The sequence below is a fragment of the Budvicia aquatica DSM 5075 = ATCC 35567 genome (assembly GCF_000427805.1).
Lineage (GTDB): Bacteria > Pseudomonadota > Gammaproteobacteria > Enterobacterales > Enterobacteriaceae > Budvicia > Budvicia aquatica.
The window spans coordinates 12,282-29,937 of sequence record NZ_ATYS01000060.1; the positions used below are offsets into that span (position 1 = coordinate 12,282).

A 17,656-nucleotide genomic window follows, 5' to 3' on the forward strand; every position below is an offset into this window, starting at 1 on the left:
ACCTGTATTACCGCCGTTTTAGACTGTAAACAGAACTGTCCAAATTTATTACAGCGTAAGTTTCGTCCGTAAATAGCGTGTTGGAATATGACCTCAATTTAACGGCCGAAGAGCGACAGTTTGACTTCAATAGATTTCAGGCCTAATTTTAACCCCATCCAAACTACTCGCCAAATTTAAAAATTCACAGATTCGATTTGCACTCCGTGCCATAACTCCCCACAATCTACCCTTCTTTCGTTTCTTCTTTTTGTTTGTTGTCCTGAGGTCATTATGAGCCAGAATCAAAGCCACTTTTTTGCCTATTTATCCCGATTGAAGCTGATCGGTCGCTGGCCTCTGATGCGTAATGTCCGTACTGAAAACGTATCAGAACATAGCCTGCAGGTTGCCTTTGTTGCCCATGCTCTGGCGGTAATTAAGAATCGAAAATTTAATGGCAATATAAATCAGGATCGCGTCGCTCTGCTGGCCATGTACCACGATGCCAGTGAGGTTCTGACCGGCGATATGCCTACGCCAATCAAATACTACAATCCACAAATTGCTCACGAATATAAAAAAATTGAGAAAGTCGCTCAACAAAAACTGATTGAAATGCTGCCCGAAGAAATTCAGGGCGATTTTCGCCAGATTCTCGACGACCAATATTATACCGAAGATGAAAAGTTGGTGGTTAAGCAGGCGGATGCACTATGCGCCTATCTGAAAAGTCTGGAAGAGCTGTCTGCCGGAAATAATGAGTTTAAACTGGCCAAAAAGCGGCTGGAGAAAACCCTAAAACTCAGAGCCAGCCCGGAGATGGAATACTTTATTAAAGTATTTGTGCCTAGCTTCAGCCTCTCTTTAGATGAAATTAGCCAAGATAGCCAGATGTAATAGCTGACCATATACAGCCTTCAGCAGCGGTTATTATGAAGGCTGTATTAGCTGAGAATATTAATTTTGAACGTTTAATGCCTGCGCCGGAGAGTGCCGGTAGGTCATTAAAGCTGGAATAAGTAAAACCAGCGCCAATACACACCACAGCGTTAAAATAAATATGCCATCGCTTCTGGTCAACGTCACCGGCAATGCCATGCCATACAGCGTTGTGATTTGATGAGAGATCCAAAGGGCAGCCAGATACCCAGCGCCGACGCCCACAGTCAGCCCGACAGTGACTAAAGACATCAGACCTATCCATACTAATCCAACAATACCGCGGCGCGGAGCACCAAAAGCTCTTAGAGCACCTAGTTGACGCTTACGTTGCTCAAGGTGGATAACCACTACCATTAACATGGCAATCACCACCAGAATCTGTGCACCTATTGCGACCCATGAGATAACCTGTCGCGCATCCCCCAGGGTACCGTATAACCGAGTCAAGACCTCTGCAGGAAATACCGCCTGAGTCTCACCGCCCCGATATTGAGCCCTAAGCTGATAAGCTCCGGCGATAGTTTTAGGTTTAACCACTATTGCCGACATTCCTGACAGGTTCTCAGTTTGAGCGGGCTGATGATGCAACGCCCATACCGCTTCAATTGGAACCAATATTGATTTATCCCATGCATCATTGGTCAGCGGTAAAATACCGGTCACGGTATAATGAGCATGTTCATGCTGGTGGGCCCCTTCTGCCCCAATCTGGCCATGTATCGGTATCACTTCATCACCGATAGATAAGCCGGTTTCAGCCCCAACAATGGCATCCTGAGCGCCTTTAAACGAGTGCGCACCGATAATGGCTTGCGGCGTAAGGAAATCATTATCAATACCGACCACCGGCATCCCCATATAGCTATCGCCCAGAGCAATAGGAGAAACTCGTTCAACTAAAGGATGGTGTTTAAGTTCAGGAAGATACTTACCGGGCAGCAGCGGTAAGGCGGCGGGCTGAAGAAATACCGTAGACAAAACCAACTGCGTTTCGCTACCGGCCGCGCCGATTATCAAATCAAAACGGTCGGCAGCCCGAGCACTTCCTTCGCGCAATGCTCTTTCCTGTAAGTTAATCACCATACTAAAAGCCATGGCAGCGGCAATTAATAATATAAGCACCGTCGCACCACCCCATAGTCGCCTGAAGTCAGCGTAAATTATTTTTAACGGAATCATAGCAATTTTCCGGCAGTTAAATCCTGAACGGGGCGACCAGCATCTAACAAGATATGGCGACGCATAGCCTTAGATAACCGCAAGTCATGGGTGATACAGATCAAGGTTGATTTAGACTCAGACGCCAGACGGGTAAGCAACTGAATCACTTGCATACCATTATCAGCATCCAGGCTGGCGGTCGGTTCATCAGCGATAATAACCGGCGGAGATTTTAATAATGCTCTGGCAATAGCCACCCGCTGTTTCTCACCTCTGGAAAGTAAATCAATTGAGGTACGATTATTTTCAATCCCTAATCTGGCGAGTAAGTCTTTCCCTTTTATTTTCAGCTGCGCAGGTAAACGCCAATGATAGAACTTTGCCGGTAGTAGAACGTTATCCAGCGCACTCAATCCGGGATAAAGATGAAAATCCTGCATCACTAGGCCCACATTGGCTGCCCGCCAGCGATCCAGCTTAGATTCTGAATAAGCACCGATATCAATACCATCCCAAAAAACCTGCCCGCGGCCACAGCGTTCAAGCCCGCTGATAGCATTAACCAAGGTGGTTTTTCCGCTGCCGGAAGCACCGGTAACCGCCACCTGTAAACCAGAACGAATCATCAGGTCGGGAATCGACAGCGCAGGCTGAGGAGTCCCACTGAACCGGACGTTTAGCTGTTTGATATATAAATCAGACATTGTATCCTCCGGATTATAACGAACTGAATTCAGCCTGACGTAAACGTAACTGACTGATAAAGCCAGTTTCAGGATCGCGCCACGAGCCATACTCCAGTTTTCCACGTACTTTTATCATGCTGTTATTCTGTACAAAGGTCTGACGTTCAGATAAATAAATCACCAGTATATCCTCCGGCCAGTCGGCATCAGAAGAACAAAAAGGACACATGGCCATTGGCATCTTAGTTAACACAAAAAACTGAGATTCGGCTTTTAACGGCGGGGCCATAAATCCTTTAATTTCTACCTCACTACCGGCGAGCTTTTTAACATCATCTGAAAATTCCAGCCCCAAAACGCCAACGTGACTATAAAATTGTTCAAACGTCAGGCCGGGCAATGCCCTCGACTGAGAGGGCAATAACCAAAGGGAAATCATCATAAATATCAGAGCAACAGCAGCACGGCTGATAGAGCCGGAAAATCTCCGGCTCTGGTTTAGCTCAATCATCGTCATCAGATCGCCCTACTTGCTATGACCCAGAGATAAGGCATCGGTAATCACCCGGAATATTTCGGTATTATCCATATAGCCGCGGATACGCTCAGAGCCGGGGCCAGAAGCCTGCACCACCATGTCATCAATTGAGTGAACGCCGGTATCTGCACTGCGTGGAAGATTTCCGCTACGTAATACCGCCCCCGGAATATCTTTATAAGCAGCATTAGCGATATATTCACCTTTTTCATTCTGGATAGCGGGCACAAAGCGACCGTCCAGCTTGGGTCTAAAAGTTTCGTAGTAATCAGGGAAGTTATTGAAGAACACCGCCAGACGCTTCGACACATCGACTTTATCCGGGTAACCATCGCCATTGGCGTCCTGATAGTTCGGATAGCCGGCGGTTTCATACACGCCAACCTTCTCTCTCATCTCCGTTCCCGGCTTATCATCATCAACCGTACCAATAATAGAGATACCGTGCGTATGGTCGCCGGTCACGATGATCATGGTGTCCGGGTGAGTTTCAGCAAATTTCTTGGCGATTGCCACTGACTGATCCAGCATGATGGTATTGTAGATAGCCCGTTCCCAATCCAGCGGATGTGATGCTTTATCGATCAACGCGGATTCAACCATCAGGAAAAACCCATTATCATTCTTCGATAACACATCCAGAGCCGCCTGAGTCATATCGGTCAGGTCTGGCTGGTTAGGGAATTTTTTAGTCACATCATTTTTAAGGAAACGTCGATCTAATACATCGTCCATATTTCCGGTATGAAACAGCCCTAATAGCTTATCGGCTTTGGCTCCATCACGCTTTAAAGCCGTTGCATCGGTGACTAACTGATAGCCATCTTGTTTAAAACGCTCAACGTAGTTAATGTCATCTTTACGTTTTGAACCCGGCGTCGTCGACGGTAAGAAGTAGGCCGAACCGCCACCCAACATCACGTCAGGTTTAACGTCGTAAAACATTCCTACAATCTCAGCTTTATCGGCCCGACGGCGAGTATGAGACACAACGGCAGCCGGGGTAGCATCTTCCAGCTCAGAATCGCTGACGATACCGACCGACATATTAGTAGTGCGTTTAATCAGTTCACCCAGAGTTTCTTGCTTAGGGTGATTCAGCGAATTTTCGGCCCGGCTAACGTAAACGCCCAGAGCATTAACACCAGACTTATGCCCGGTCATATAAGCACTCATAGTATTGGCACTGTCGGCCGCAATAGAGTCGGTGCTGGAAGTACCAATAAAGGCCATGTTCGACAAATCATCCATCGCCAAACGCCCATCAGCTTTCCCTTCACTGATCCCCTTCGATAAAATTCGCGCGCCGGTCCGATGGGCAACGGACAGCCCGTCACCGATAAATAAAATAACGTTTTTAGCCTGACGTTTTTCCGGTGTCTGATAAACATTCCAGTTCACTGAGCTCTTTTTATCACCGGCACTGACTTCAATTTTGTAATCTCCGGGGATGCTCAAATCAACGTTTTTCACTACCAGAGAGGAGACATTCTTACCATCTTCGTTCTTAATAAATTCTTCAGTCTGGTTCCAGACCTTTTTGTAATCTTTGCCGTTAATTAATATATGAATGCTTTCAGGATTAACCACCTCGTCAAATTCAACTTTGAAGTCAAATTTCCCTCCCGTCAGCATGGTGGCGCGATCGATAGGATAGATGGTTTGTGCTGCGGCTAAACCGGCGAAAAATGCCGGAGTTAATGCAAAAGTGATAGGTAGTAACCAGCGTGCTTTCATTTGTTTCTCCTGATGTTTTATTTTTCAGAAGAAAGATTACTCAAGCCAGATTTCAATTTTATGAAGAAAATATGTCTGAATTATGTATTTTCTAAATAAGTAGAGCTGCCATAAAGCAGCAGCTCTACTTAAGTATTCAATATCAGAACGGGAAGAGCACGGGAATAACTAATACGCTGACCACCATCACCAACAGCGTGAATGGCACACCAATACGGATGAAGTCACTAAATTTATAGCCACCCGGGCCGAGAACCATGGTGTTAACCGGTGAAGATACCGGTGTCATAAATGCAGCGGAGGCAGCAATCGCAACCACCATCGCGAAAGGTAATGCAGAAACTTGCATTTCATTAGCCGCAGCCACGGCAATAGGCGCCATTAGCACCGCAGTGGCCGTATTGGAAATAAACAGCCCGATAGTCGCACAGAGTATGAACAGGCTTAGCAGCATGACTCTAGGCCCCATATCTCCCACAGCATCCATCAGCCCCTGAACGACCAGATCGATACCGCCGGTTTTTTGTAACGCCTGAGCAAAAGGCAACATTCCCACAATAAGAATCAGGCTGGGCCAGTGAATCGATTTATAGGCACTTTCCATATCGATACAGCGAAACTTACCCATTAATAAGCAGGCCAGCAGAGCGGCTATCACATTAGGCACAATGCCGCTGACCATAAGAAATATCATCAGAACCAGACAAAGAACGGCATGAGGTGCCTGGCTGATAGCCGGAGCAACTTCATCTACTTCTGCCGGAAGATTTAGCACCAAAAAGTCGCGATTATTACTCTGTAATTGGCGAATCTGGCTCCAGTCACCAATAACCAGCATCATATCACCCACCTTAAGCTCTTCATCAATCTGGTTAGTTTCAATCAGCTTATCATTACGGCGAATACCTATAACATTAAGGCTATAGCGGGTACGAAAGGCCATCTGGCGCAGGGTTTTGCCAATATATTCTGACTGAGGAATCAGTGAAACCTCAGCCATGCCAACCTCTCTGGCCTGCTCAGAAAAATACTCCCCGCGCAAAATCATCGGCTCCAACAACTCGTCAGTGCAAAACTGGCGAACGTCAGCGTCAGGATGGTAAATATCCACTAATAAAACATCATGGACTCGAAGCTCAGTTGCAGCAAAAGCGCTGATCATCACCCGGCGAAATTTACGCCAGCGCTCTATTCCGATAACGTTAGCACTGTAGCGAGAACGTAAATGCAGCTCGTCTAAGGTCCGTCCAATTAACGGAGAGCCCGGTCGGATAGACAAACGTCGCGCCCGCCCGCTCAGCTTATATGCATGGATCAGATCGCGCATCGTACGCCGGGAACGCGTCTTAGCCTTGGTGGTATCAACAGGCTCAACCAGCCAGCGGCGAACCACTAACATATAGCCAACACCCAATAACAATACGATCAGACCAATCGGTGTAACGCTAAAAAAGCCAAAAGGTTCTATACCATCCCGGACCAGTTCACTGTTTACCACCAGATTGGGGGGCGTTGCCACTAAGGTCATCATGCCGCTAATCAGCCCGGCAAAGGCCAAAGGCATCATCAGCCGCCCGGGAGCGCGTTCCATTCGGGAAGAAACGCTCATCACAACAGGAATAAAAATGGCAACTACGCCGGTAGAACTCATCACAGAACCGAGTCCGGCAACGGCCAGCATTAATAAAATAAGAAGCTTGGTTTCACTTTGTCCTGCCGCCCTGACCAGCCAGTCACCGACCTGATAGGCAATGCCGGTGCGCACAAGCCCCTCGCCAATAACGAACAGTAAGGCAATCAAGATAACGTTAGGATCGCTAAAGCCGGATGTGGCTTCAGGAAGCGTCAGAATTCCGCTGATAACAAAGGCGGCAATAAGCATTAATGCCACAACGTCCATGCGAACTTTGTTAGTAATGAATAAAATAATAGCAATACAAAGAAAAAACACGACCCAAAATAGTTGGCTATCGGCTAACGTGGCCATTGATTCTAAAACTTGCTCAATCACCTCTGCTCCCTATCGCTTATATTAATGTCTACTCAGATAAATATTACTACCCTGTAGTTATTACCTGAAAACATCCAATTTATTCATTAACCGCTACAAAGTTACTCTATTTTTCGCCTTTTAGGGGAAAAAAACCGCCTAATTGCGATAAATAGCTCAAATAAATCCTCTGTCACTGGTTATAGCAATGAAAAAGCCAGAATGCTATATACAAACATATTTAAGTGGCTAATTTTTAGCGTAAAAAAAGCCCTGCATACGCAAGGCTTCAAATTTTGAACGATTAAATCGGGATGATGATTAATCAGCCAAACTTTACGCTGGCAATATTATCAACAAAATCGACGCTAACATGCTCTAAGGTCGTTAAAACTTTATCAACACGGTTTAAATCAGGCGTATCTTCTGGCGCATTAACGGCAATAACCTGACAGCCCGCAGACAGTCCGGAAGCTATTCCGGCCGGTGCATCTTCAACGACGATACATTCAGCCGGTAGAAAGCCTAAACGTTCAGCCCCGATCAGGTAAGCATCCGGCTCAGGTTTACCCCGAGCGACTAATTCTGCGGTAACAAAAACCTCGGGAAAAGGAATTCCGGCAGCTTTGCAGCGGGCGTGAGCAATAGGAATAGTCCCCGAAGTCACAATCGCCCATGGCACACCTAATGTGTTTAGACGATCTAATAGCTCAATCGCGCCCGGCAAAGCCACAACACCATCAGTATCAGTGGCTTCAACCTGTTCCAGCAGTTGGAACTCACGTTGAATAGCGTCTTCACTTTGGCCCGCCATAAAATGGCGTAAGGAGGTAATCGCTTGCTTACCGTGAATAAAATCCAGAACGTCCTGAGGATTTACATTTAAACGCTTGCCGACATTCAACCACGCTCTTTCAACAACGGCTAACGAACTTACCAACGTGCCGTCAAGATCAAACAAAAAGCCTTTACAATTCACTTTAATTCTCTCATAGCTAAAAACAAACCAGTCCACCAATCATAGCTCGACGATCCGCAGTTGCCGGACCGTCAGTTGTCAAAATCAAGCATTGATGATTTGAGACATCTCGATGGCACATAGGTGGTACTGGCGAGGGCAGGACTGCCATATAGCTAACATACGTAGGTACTTATCCCACATCTTAGTTTGCGAGTTAAATCCATGAGTACCTGAATCAAAGTGGGTGTAACGCCCTTCGGTGTTCACCAGAAAACGAACATAGCTTAAATAACGCGCTTCGGTAGCCGCATCAAAACCAAGGAAGTGAGTACGGCGTTCATCAATTTCAGCTTTATCTTTCAGATTATCCCGCAGATTTTCCAGCGAGACACCTAAAGCATGATACATCTCCATTATGTTAATAATGGTGCGGCACGTTTCTTCTGTTAGTTCACCAAACTCGCGCTCTAGTTCATTCATTTGTAAACCAAAGCCGCGTTCAACGATGGTTTGCAAGCGACGATAGCGATCGCTATTTTCCGGATCCAACATCGTCATCATTTTGTACTGGTTTGAAAGAATCAACCGTTGAGCATTCGTCATTTCCACGATAACAACTCCTGAGATTTAAAAAAACAAGAATAAATCTTTATGTGAATAAGCGATCTTCACTAATGGTTAGAGAATGTCATATTGTGTCGAGGAGTGGTACTGGTTCGTGGTAATTTTTATCTACTCGCTCAGGTAACAGCCAGTAACACTGGTTAAAACATAACATCGCCAACATGTTAAATAAAAGGGGCTCCGCTGAACGGAGCCCCTTTTATTTAACTAACCCACGGTTCAGAGCTCGGTCTGACTCAGTCCGTTAGAATTCTATAACTCATCTAAGAAGGTTTTATCCAGTTGCTTAAACGCATCATTCAGCAATTCGGCCAGATTTTGATAGGTTGGTTCCTGCTCCAGAGGCGCGACGTCTTGCCCTGCCTCGGCTAGCTTACTTCGAAGATCTTGAAACCACTGTTTAAGTGAAGGTGGCAAGGTTGAAACCGCACGATTTCCTAACCACCAAAGCCCTTGCATTGGCAAACTACAGGCGAAAATAGTGGTGGCAATAGCCGGCCCTAGTTGGCCGTTCATCGCAATTTGCCACGCCAAAGTAAAAATGGCGATAGGCGGCATAAAACGCACCCCAAAGCGCGTTACTCGGGTGATGCGATTCTCAGGGAAGATCACAGCCAGACGCTTATCGTTTGGCCATGTTTTCATGTAGTTCTGTCCACGTTGAAATATTTGAATCCAACGTATCGGGCCTGATGAACGTAGCATTTGATTTGCCGCCTTAGGTGACAGAATTATCGGATATGTGCATTACTTTGTGATCCGGACTATAATGCTCATTCAAAAAATTCAGTAAATTTTAAAATAAATGCACAACAAACTTGATGTAGTTTAACAAATATCAATTTATTTTGTATTTTAGTTTTATTTTTGCTGGATCAGACAGTATCCTAGCACCGGCCCTACGGCTGAGTGTTTGTTGTGGATAAAATAATACCAATAAGCCACTTTTCGGCAAATTGTGTACAATAAAGATCGATACGCGGGTGCGCAACTTATAGTCAATAGCAAGGGTGATATTTGTCATAAATCTCCTCCCTATACTTATGTTACTCTTACCCAACTTTATGCTTTTTCAATCATGAATAAATAAAATAGGTACTTCTTATGTCGAGTAAGCTAGTTCTGGTTCTTAACTGCGGTAGTTCTTCTCTGAAATTTGCCATCATTGATGCTGCCAATGGAGACGAACACCTTTCTGGTTTAGCCGAGTGTTTCAATCTGCCTGAAGCCCGCATCAAATGGAAAATGGACGGAGGCAAACACGAAGAAGCACTTGGAAACGGCGCTGCACACAGTCAAGCTCTGAATTTCATCGTTAATACTATTCTGGCCCAAAAACCAGAACTGTCAAACAACCTTACCGCTATTGGCCACCGTATTGTACACGGCGGCGAGCAGTTCACTCAGTCAGTTATCATTACTGATGAAGTATTAAAAGGTATTCAGGCTGCGTCTCCATTTGCACCATTACATAACCCGGCTGGCCTAATCGGCATTGATGAAGCATTTAAAGCGTTCCCTGCGCTAAAAAATAAAAACGTGGCCGTTTTTGATACTGCATTCCATCAGACCATGCCTGAAGAATCTTATCTGTATGCCCTGCCGTACAGCCTATATAAAAAGCACGGTATCCGTCGTTACGGTTTCCACGGCACCAGCCACTTCTACGTGAGCAACGAAGCAGCCAAAATGCTGAACAAGCCAGTAGAAGAACTGAATATCATTACCTGCCACTTAGGCAACGGTGGTTCTGTTTCTGCTATCCGTAACGGTAAATGCGTTGATACCTCTATGGGCCTGACACCGCTGGAAGGTCTGGTAATGGGTACCCGTAGTGGTGATATCGACCCGGCTATCATTTTCCATCTGTATGACGTGATGGGTCTGAGCATGGAACAAATCAACAAGATGCTGAACAAAGAGTCTGGTCTGTTAGGCCTGACTGAAGTAACCAGCGACTGCCGTTACGTTGAAGATAACTATGCAGATAAAGAAGATGCTAAACGTGCAATGGACGTATTCTGCCATCGCTTAGCGAAATATATCGGTTCTTACACCGCGCTGATGGACGGTCGTCTTGATGCGGTTGTCTTTACCGGCGGTATCGGTGAGAACGCAGCAATGGTTCGTGAACTGAGCCTGGGTAAATTAGCCCTGTTAGGTTTTGATGTTGATCACGAGCGTAACCTTGCTGCCCGCTTCGGTAAATCAGGAAATATTGCCAAAGACGGTACTCGTGCAGCACTAATTATCCCGACCAACGAAGAACTGGTCATCGCTCAAGACGCTTCTCGTCTTACAGCGTAAAAACCACTAACACCGTCAGCTAAATGCTGGCGGTGTTGTTTTGACTAATACACATACCCAAAGTGATTGATGTTGCACTAAGGCAGCCAGAAAGCAGAGCCCGATCAACTTAGTCAAATAAGTGATTTAAGCACCGCTAACGCCACAGCAACTTCAGGTACCAAGGGCATAACCTAGAAGAGGTTTAGTCGTGTCTCGTACAATTATGTTAATCCCTACCGGCACCAGTGTTGGTCTGACAAGCGTCAGCCTGGGTGTTGTTCGCGCTATGGAGCGCAAAGGCGTTCGTTTAGGCGTATTTAAACCCGTAGCACAATCACGTTCCGGTGGCGATGTGCCTGACCAGACAACCAGCATCATTCGTGCTAACTCAACGGTATTTACCGCTGAGCCCCTGAGCATGAGCTATGTTGAAAACCTGCTGAGTACTAATCAGCAAGACGTGTTAATGGAAGCGATTGTTGAACGCTACCAAGAATGCGCCAAGAATTCTGAAGTCATTCTGATCGAAGGCTTAGTCCCTACTTATAATCATCAGTTCGCTAACGCACTGAACTATGAAATTGCTAAAACATTGGGCGCAGAAATCGTCTTTGTTATGGCCTTAGGAACTGACTCTCCGGCACAGTTAAAAGAGCGTATTGAGTTAGCCCGTTCAAACTTCGGCGGCAGCAAAAATGAAAACATCACCGGTGTTATCATTAATAAACTGAACGCACCTGTAGACGATCAAGGCCGTACCCGCCCTGACCTATCAGAAATGTTTGATGACACCTCTAAAGCTGCAATCTCTGTCGTAGATACCGCTCAACTATTTACCAATTCCACCCTGCCAATTTTAGGCTGTATTCCGTGGAATCTGGACCTGATTGCAACCCGCGCTATCGATATGGCTCATCACCTGAAAGCCAAAATCCTTAACGAAGGCCAAATTCGCACTCGTCGCATCAAAGCAATCACCTTCTGTTCACGCAGCGTGCCGAACATGCTGGCGCATTTCCGCCCTGGCTCACTGTTAGTGACCTCTGCTGACCGCCCTGATGTGTTAGTCTCTGCCTGTTTAGCGGCTATGAACGGCGTTGAAATCGGTGCAGTACTGCTGACCGGTGGTTATGAAATGGATGAGCGTATCCACAAACTGTGTGAGCAAGCTTTCCAAACTGGTCTGCCGGTATTTATGGTTGAGACCAATACGTGGCAAACCTCGCTGTCACTGCAAAGCTTTAGACTTGAAGCGCCGGCAGATGACCATGAGCGTATCGAATCTTCACAAGACTATATTGCCAGCCACATTAACAGTGAGTGGATTGACACTCTAACGGCGAACTCCGAAGGTTCACGTCGTATGTCACCTCCGGCATTCCGTTACCAGTTGACTGAACTGGCCCGTAAAGCCGGTAAGCGCGTAGTTCTGCCTGAAGGTGAGGAACCACGTACCATTAAAGCAGCGGCAATCTGTGCTGCCCGCGGTATTGCCCAATGTATTCTGTTAGGTAACCCGGAAGAAGTTAAACGCGTAGCTGAAGCTCAGGGCGTTGAACTAGGTAAAGGTATTGAGATTGTCGATCCTGTTCAGGTTCGTGAACAATATGTTCCGCGCTTAGTTGAACTGCGTAAGAGCAAAGGCATGACCGAAGTTGTTGCCCGTGAGCAATTACAGGACAACGTCGTGCTGGGTACGCTGATGCTTGAGCAAAACGAAGTTGACGGACTGGTTTCCGGTGCTGTTCACACCACCGCTAATACCATTCGCCCACCGCTACAGTTAATCAAAACTGCTCCGGGAAGCTCTCTGGTATCTTCAATCTTCTTTATGCTGCTGCCTGAACAAGTTCTGGTTTACGGTGACTGTGCGATTAACCCGGATCCAACCGCTGAACAACTGGCAGAAATCGCTATTCAGTCAGCTGATTCTGCAACTGCCTTTGGCATTGAACCTCGCGTTGCGATGATCTCTTACTCCACGGGTAATTCAGGTACCGGTAGTGATGTCGATAAAGTGCGTGAAGCAACCCGTATCGCGCAGGAAAAACGCCCTGACCTGATCATCGATGGTCCGCTGCAGTATGATGCGGCTATCATGGAAGACGTTGCCAGATCTAAAGCGCCAGATTCTCCGGTTGCAGGTAAAGCGACCGTGTTTATCTTCCCTGACCTGAACACCGGTAACACCACCTATAAAGCCGTTCAGCGTTCTGCCGATCTGGTTTCTATCGGACCGATGTTACAAGGTATGCGCAAGCCGGTGAACGACCTGTCTCGCGGAGCTTTAGTGGATGATATCGTTTATACCGTTGCATTAACCGCTATTCAAGCTGCACAAAACGAAGCGAATAGCTAAGTTGGTCGAATCGTTGAATGGCTAAATTCATCGTACGATAAGCAATAAAAAGAGCCGGAGTCTGTTAAAGATTCCGGCTCTTTCTTTTAAATCTAAGCTAGGAAAAGTAGCCCATCATTCAGAATATGATTACTGCCCGTTTTCAACGCCTGCTGCCTGCTCAGGGTTACGGGTCAGCCACAGCTCCAACGCTTTCAGCGAATCCGGAGTGAACTCATCGGCTCTGGCATTAATCTCATCAACCGTTAGCCAGTGAACGCTATCAATCTCATCTTCCTGCAGGGCGAATGGCCCATGAGAGACACAGCTAAACAGTGCCCCCCAAACCATGCAGTCATCAGATTCATAGTAAAACATTCCGTGATCTGCAAAAGGAACGTCGGCAATACCGAGCTCTTCTTCTGCTTCACGCCGGGCCGAGGCCAACATCTCTTCACCCTGCTGAACTACGCCGCCAGCGGTAGCATCTAACCATCCGGGGAAGAAATCTTTACTGTCAGTTCGCCGTTGAGCCAGAACCTGGCCCATTCCATTATGGACCACAATATAGGTGGCTCTGTGGCGCAAATGTTGCTGTCTCATTTGTTGACGTGTGACCTGAGCCATCACATTATTATCTTCATCAACAACGTCTACCCACTCAACGAACTCTGTCTGGCTTTGTTCTACCATCTATAAAAACCTTTCATAAAGATGCCTGAACAACGGATTCTGCCTGCTGCAAACTAAGCACTTGCAGCACACCATCAGTCAGCATACCAAAACTTGTTGGATATCCGCCCTTAGGTAAACTGGCAGACCCCGGATTAAACAAAAAAATATCCCCCTGCTTTTCAGCTTTAGGGATATGTGTATGACCATAAACAAATACGTCCCCGGCGCGAAGCGGAGGAAGTTTCTCCGGGTTGAATAGATGCCCGTGAGTTAAAAATAATCGTCGATTATCGGTAACAACCTGCTGCCATGAGGCCTCAATAGGAAAGTCTAATAACATCTGATCGACTTCACTATCACAGTTCCCTCGAACGGCAATAATTCTATCAGCAAACTGATTAAGTTTCAGTGCTACTTCTGCCGGATTATAACTATCGGGCAGCGGGTTACGCGGACCATGATAAAGCAAATCACCTAACAGGATCAGCCACTCAGCCCCGGAACGTTCAAATTGATGAAGAACCCGTTCAGTCGCCGATAAAGAACCGTGTAAATCAGAAGCAAAAAACAATTTCATTGGTTAATCACCCTGTAATCTATTCAATAACAATACATCGATATTGTTACATAATTATAATACGCAACAGGTCTGCCAAAATCCTAAAGATTGTACCTGAAATCAGCAATCCGATGGCTCATATTTAAAAAAACAATAAAGTTGTGAACAATAAGATTATTTTAGTCTGGCTATCCGCTATGATTATAAATACATGCAAAATGGTTAACCCCTTACGACTGCCTCAGGAGCTCGCCCATGCATATACTAATAACAGGCGCAACAGGACTCATCGGTAGCCACTTAACCCGAAATCTATTATTGCACTTTCATCAAATCACCGTGCTTAGCCGCAGCCCTGAACGAGCCAAAGCATTATTTGGTGACAGCGTTAAGTATATCGGTAACTTAGATAGCTTAAGTTCACTCAATGACTTCGATGCTGTGATTAATTTAGCCGGTGAACCTATTGCCGATAAACGCTGGACTGAGGTACAAAAAAAACGCTTATGTAATAGCCGCTGGCAAATTACTGCTCAATTAAGCAACCTGATTCTGCAAAGTAAACAACCCCCTGAAGTTTTTATTTCTGGCTCAGCCGTTGGCTATTATGGCGATCAGGGACAAAGTATTGTGACTGAAGAAGAGGCCCCCCATCCTGAATTCACCCACACTCTTTGCCAGCGTTGGGAAGATGAAGCCCTAAAAGCTAAAAGTGTTCATACGCGGGTTTGTCTGTTACGTACCGGAATTGTTCTGGCAGCAGAAGGCGGAGCCCTAGCTAAAATGCTGCCAATATTTAAAACAGGCCTTGGCGGTCCGTTAGGCTCCGGTCAGCAATATATGCCATGGATCCATATTCATGACATGGTCGAAGGTATCCGATTTTTACTCACTACGCCCGGCCTCAGCGGCCCGTTTAATATGGTTTCCCCTTACCCGGTGCACAATGAACTGTTTACCGACCTACTGGCATCGGCACTCGATCGACCGCACTTTTTCCGTACTCCGGCATGGGTAATCAAACTGTTGATGGGGGAATCATCCGTATTGGTATTAGGCGGGCAACACGCGTTACCTAAACGGCTAGAAGATGCGGGTTATATGTTTAAGTTCTCAATGTTGGAAAAAGCGCTGGAAAACTTATTTCCTAAAGCATAAAACCGCTAACCGGCTAGTCAGTGATGGCTAGCCTGCCATATGATCGCATTGGTTATGGCTTACTTCCTTCCCAACGGGTAAATAGATCTTTTTCTAACTGAATATCAAACTGATCCAGAACGCGGTTAACGGTCTGATCAACAATATCCTGCACGCTTTCAGGCCGGTGATAGAAAGCCGGAACCGGTGGCATAATGACTGCCCCCAGCTCAGCCGCCTGAGTCATTAAGCGTAAGTGCCCCAAATGCAACGGTGTTTCTCTTACGCACAAAACCAGCGGCTTGCGCTCTTTTAATGTGACATCTGCCGCGCGGGTCAGCAAATCATCCGTATAGCTGTTCACTACGCCCGACAGTGTCTTCATTGAACAGGGTAAGATCACCATGCCATGACAGCGAAAAGATCCGGAAGAGACTGAAGCCGCAATATCACGAACATCGTGAACGACTGAAGCCAAACTACAGACATCACGCAGGGAATAATCGGTCTCTAAAGCTAACGTTTGGCGGGCGGCATTGCTGACGATCAAATGAGTTTCAACATCGTCTCGGTGCTGCAGAACCTGTAATAAACGGACGCCATAAATCGCGCCGCTGGCCCCTGATATTCCGACAATTAAACGTTTCATAATAGAAGACTCTTATGCTCTGAATTTGTCGATGACTTTGCCGTAATTAGTCACGTTAATCAAGCTTGCTTGGTGTTAAATGCCCGGATGTTCTGACCGCAGCCACAACGCCTTGAAAACAATGGTTGTGGTCATCTCTGATGCTATAAAAAAGGCATGCAATTAATTGACCGCATGCCCCTCAGTTTTTGTTTCAGAATATATTTTATTTACGACGTGCTTTGCGCACCGGATCTAAAGTGAATTTTCCGTATGAAAATTGAATAATGTAGCTTGATGTTTTGTTCAATTTATAAGGAATATCACCATTTTTATCGCTAAGGCCACGCGATACTTGCTGACCATCTTCAAATAAAATATATGCCTCACGTCCCATAGGGCCGCCTGTTCCATCAGGGTTAACCGTTAATGGCAAACTTCGGTCGTATGGCGATTTCTCTGCCAGCTGTTTGGCTTTTTTTGCCGTGGCTTTATTTTCACTTTTTTGCGTTTCAACCGCCGCCAGCCGACGTACTTCCGCCGTCTCTGCACAAACCGTATCGTATAGTTTTATAAATGAAGGATAATCGGAAAAATCTTTAAACGGTTTCTGACCGCTATCGGTAAAAATACGTTTACCTTTAATATCGTAATCAAAACGCTGTTCTTGAGTCAGCCCCTTAGGTCGATAAACACAGTCAACAATATGACGCGTGATTGAACCACAGGTTAAATCGGTACAGTTTAAGACTTCTTCTTTTAGCCATACCTGAGCCCAGTCGGATGGATAAAGCGAATGGCGTGGTGCAACAACATAATCCATGCGAATAGAGTATTTTCCGTTCACATTAGTAGTCAGGTATTTCCATTGGCTATCTTTCGGAATACTCAAAGCAGAAGCTGTGGCCATGCTGCTTGCGCAGCTTAAAACAGCGATCGAGTAAATCAAAGTACGGCTTATTTTCAATATCATCATCACATCCTTTTAAATATGTTGCGCAGCACATTAATCAGCCACAAAGATAATCCATAAGTTTGCCATCCATATGTAGGACAATCAGATATATTATTAGTTTCAGCGGGTTAGTCTTTATCAATATCACTATACGCTCGGTAACACATACCCCTGATCTGCATAAAAAAAGGCGCACAGTTTGCACTGCACGCCCTTAGCTAGAGTTTCACTTCACCTATCAGAAGCGGTACTTCACACCCAAAGTCACCGCGGTATCACTGTAACCATTATCCCCCATCTGCTGAGCCACGTTGCTCCACAGGTTCAGGTGTGAGTTCAACTGACCTTCTGCACCCAGCTTGAGCTCACCGACGTTGCGGCTGCCGGACTGTTTAACTTCGGTGCCGTCCAGTATCGCTCCGGCCTGTTGGCTGTTGTGCAACCAGTTAGCTTC

Annotated in this window: 18 protein-coding genes; 4 read left to right on the top strand and 14 right to left on the bottom strand. The window is 46.1% G+C overall.

From position 1 onward, the window contains the following. Window positions 1-273: 273 nt before the first annotated feature. Window positions 274-879 (top strand): 5'-deoxynucleotidase, encoded by a 606-nt coding sequence (gene yfbR, locus YWE_RS0118165; protein WP_029095811.1) that lies wholly within the window; start codon window positions 274-276, stop codon window positions 877-879. Between the two features lie 60 nt (window positions 880-939). Here the strand turns inward: yfbR and YWE_RS0118170 are convergent, their stop codons facing one another. The 9 genes from YWE_RS0118170 to YWE_RS31230 form a co-directional block, all read right to left on the bottom strand. Then, on the bottom strand, window positions 940-2,103 hold the full coding sequence (locus YWE_RS0118170; RefSeq protein WP_029095812.1) for an ABC transporter permease: 1,164 nt from the start codon (window positions 2,101-2,103) through the stop codon (window positions 940-942). After that, a complete protein-coding gene (locus tag YWE_RS0118175; RefSeq protein ID WP_029095813.1) occupies window positions 2,100-2,789 on the bottom strand; it encodes an ABC transporter ATP-binding protein in 690 nt (229 codons plus the stop codon). Before YWE_RS0118175 ends, YWE_RS0118170 begins: the two co-directional genes overlap by 4 nt. 13 nt (window positions 2,790-2,802) lie before the next feature. After that, complete coding sequence (locus YWE_RS0118180) at window positions 2,803-3,288, bottom strand: hypothetical protein (protein WP_227659967.1); 486 nt, start codon at window positions 3,286-3,288, stop codon at window positions 2,803-2,805. 9 nt (window positions 3,289-3,297) lie between these two features. Further along, window positions 3,298-5,046, bottom strand: coding sequence for an alkaline phosphatase (locus YWE_RS0118185; RefSeq protein WP_029095815.1), 1,749 nt, complete (start codon window positions 5,044-5,046; stop codon window positions 3,298-3,300). Between the two features lie 142 nt (window positions 5,047-5,188). Beyond that, entirely contained in the window at window positions 5,189-7,033 is a 1,845-nt protein-coding gene (locus tag YWE_RS0118190) for an SLC13 family permease (protein ID WP_036016479.1), read from the bottom strand. Between the two features lie 328 nt (window positions 7,034-7,361). Beyond that, window positions 7,362-8,015, bottom strand: coding sequence for a sugar phosphatase (locus YWE_RS0118195; RefSeq protein ID WP_029095817.1), 654 nt, complete (start codon window positions 8,013-8,015; stop codon window positions 7,362-7,364). 84 nt (window positions 8,016-8,099) lie between these two features. After that, window positions 8,100-8,606, bottom strand: coding sequence for a YfbU family protein (locus YWE_RS0118200; protein ID WP_029095818.1), 507 nt, complete (start codon window positions 8,604-8,606; stop codon window positions 8,100-8,102). Window positions 8,607-8,873: 267 nt separating this feature from the next. Next, window positions 8,874-9,326, bottom strand: coding sequence for a terminus macrodomain insulation protein YfbV (gene yfbV, locus YWE_RS0118205; RefSeq protein WP_029095819.1), 453 nt, complete (start codon window positions 9,324-9,326; stop codon window positions 8,874-8,876). 133 nt (window positions 9,327-9,459) lie between these two features. After that, window positions 9,460-9,645: a hypothetical protein gene (locus YWE_RS31230; RefSeq protein WP_029095820.1), complete on the bottom strand. Its 186-nt coding sequence runs from the start codon at window positions 9,643-9,645 to the stop codon at window positions 9,460-9,462. Window positions 9,646-9,725: 80 nt separating this feature from the next. Between YWE_RS31230 and ackA the strand changes: the two genes are divergently transcribed. Next, complete coding sequence (gene ackA / locus YWE_RS0118215; protein WP_029095821.1) at window positions 9,726-10,928, top strand: acetate kinase; 1,203 nt, start codon at window positions 9,726-9,728, stop codon at window positions 10,926-10,928. A gap of 190 nt (window positions 10,929-11,118) precedes the next feature. Further along, the gene (gene pta, locus YWE_RS0118220; RefSeq protein ID WP_029095822.1) at window positions 11,119-13,269 is read left to right on the top strand and encodes a phosphate acetyltransferase; all 2,151 of its coding nucleotides are present in this window, start codon (window positions 11,119-11,121) and stop codon (window positions 13,267-13,269) included. Between the two features lie 129 nt (window positions 13,270-13,398). On the opposite strand, the gene yfcD is transcribed toward pta, so the two are convergent. Together yfcD and yfcE are read right to left on the bottom strand one after the other, a co-directional pair. Further along, window positions 13,399-13,941 carry an NUDIX hydrolase YfcD gene (gene yfcD, locus YWE_RS0118225; protein WP_029095823.1) on the bottom strand — a complete coding sequence of 181 codons (543 nt, stop codon included), beginning with the start codon at window positions 13,939-13,941 and terminating at the stop codon, window positions 13,399-13,401. Between the two features lie 13 nt (window positions 13,942-13,954). Then, window positions 13,955-14,500, bottom strand: coding sequence for a phosphodiesterase (gene yfcE, locus YWE_RS0118230; protein WP_029095824.1), 546 nt, complete (start codon window positions 14,498-14,500; stop codon window positions 13,955-13,957). Between the two features lie 237 nt (window positions 14,501-14,737). Here yfcE and YWE_RS0118235 point away from each other — a divergent pair, with 237 nt between their 5' ends. Beyond that, complete coding sequence (locus tag YWE_RS0118235; RefSeq protein ID WP_029095825.1) at window positions 14,738-15,640, top strand: TIGR01777 family oxidoreductase; 903 nt, start codon at window positions 14,738-14,740, stop codon at window positions 15,638-15,640. A 52-nt stretch (window positions 15,641-15,692) separates the two neighbouring features. Here YWE_RS0118235 and YWE_RS0118240 read toward each other — a convergent pair whose 3' ends face one another. The 3 genes from YWE_RS0118240 to YWE_RS0118250 form a co-directional block, all read right to left on the bottom strand. Continuing rightward, entirely contained in the window at window positions 15,693-16,268 is a 576-nt protein-coding gene (locus tag YWE_RS0118240; RefSeq protein WP_029095826.1) for a UbiX family flavin prenyltransferase, read from the bottom strand. A gap of 205 nt (window positions 16,269-16,473) precedes the next feature. After that, window positions 16,474-17,220, bottom strand: a complete 747-nt coding sequence (locus tag YWE_RS0118245) for a hypothetical protein (RefSeq protein WP_029095827.1) — start codon at window positions 17,218-17,220, stop codon at window positions 16,474-16,476. Window positions 17,221-17,440: 220 nt separating this feature from the next. Then, on the bottom strand, window positions 17,441-17,656 hold a 216-nt coding region (locus YWE_RS0118250; RefSeq protein WP_029095828.1), incomplete at its 5' end, for an autotransporter outer membrane beta-barrel domain-containing protein.

Coding starts and splice junctions, on each gene's coding strand:
- yfbR (WP_029095811.1), top strand. CDS start 274: ATGAGCCAGAATCAAAGCCACTTTTTTGCCTATTTATCCCGATTGAAG.
- YWE_RS0118170 (WP_029095812.1), bottom strand. CDS start 2,103: ATGATTCCGTTAAAAATAATTTACGCTGACTTCAGGCGACTATGGGGT.
- YWE_RS0118175 (WP_029095813.1), bottom strand. CDS start 2,789: ATGTCTGATTTATATATCAAACAGCTAAACGTCCGGTTCAGTGGGACT.
- YWE_RS0118180 (WP_227659967.1), bottom strand. CDS start 3,288: ATGACGATGATTGAGCTAAACCAGAGCCGGAGATTTTCCGGCTCTATC.
- YWE_RS0118185 (WP_029095815.1), bottom strand. CDS start 5,046: ATGAAAGCACGCTGGTTACTACCTATCACTTTTGCATTAACTCCGGCA.
- YWE_RS0118190 (WP_036016479.1), bottom strand. CDS start 7,033: ATGGCCACGTTAGCCGATAGCCAACTATTTTGGGTCGTGTTTTTTCTT.
- yfbV (WP_029095819.1), bottom strand. CDS start 9,326: ATGCTACGTTCATCAGGCCCGATACGTTGGATTCAAATATTTCAACGT.
- YWE_RS31230 (WP_029095820.1), bottom strand. CDS start 9,645: ATGACAAATATCACCCTTGCTATTGACTATAAGTTGCGCACCCGCGTA.
- ackA (WP_029095821.1), top strand. CDS start 9,726: ATGTCGAGTAAGCTAGTTCTGGTTCTTAACTGCGGTAGTTCTTCTCTG.
- yfcD (WP_029095823.1), bottom strand. CDS start 13,941: ATGGTAGAACAAAGCCAGACAGAGTTCGTTGAGTGGGTAGACGTTGTT.
- yfcE (WP_029095824.1), bottom strand. CDS start 14,500: ATGAAATTGTTTTTTGCTTCTGATTTACACGGTTCTTTATCGGCGACT.
- YWE_RS0118235 (WP_029095825.1), top strand. CDS start 14,738: ATGCATATACTAATAACAGGCGCAACAGGACTCATCGGTAGCCACTTA.
- YWE_RS0118240 (WP_029095826.1), bottom strand. CDS start 16,268: ATGAAACGTTTAATTGTCGGAATATCAGGGGCCAGCGGCGCGATTTAT.
- YWE_RS0118245 (WP_029095827.1), bottom strand. CDS start 17,220: ATGATATTGAAAATAAGCCGTACTTTGATTTACTCGATCGCTGTTTTA.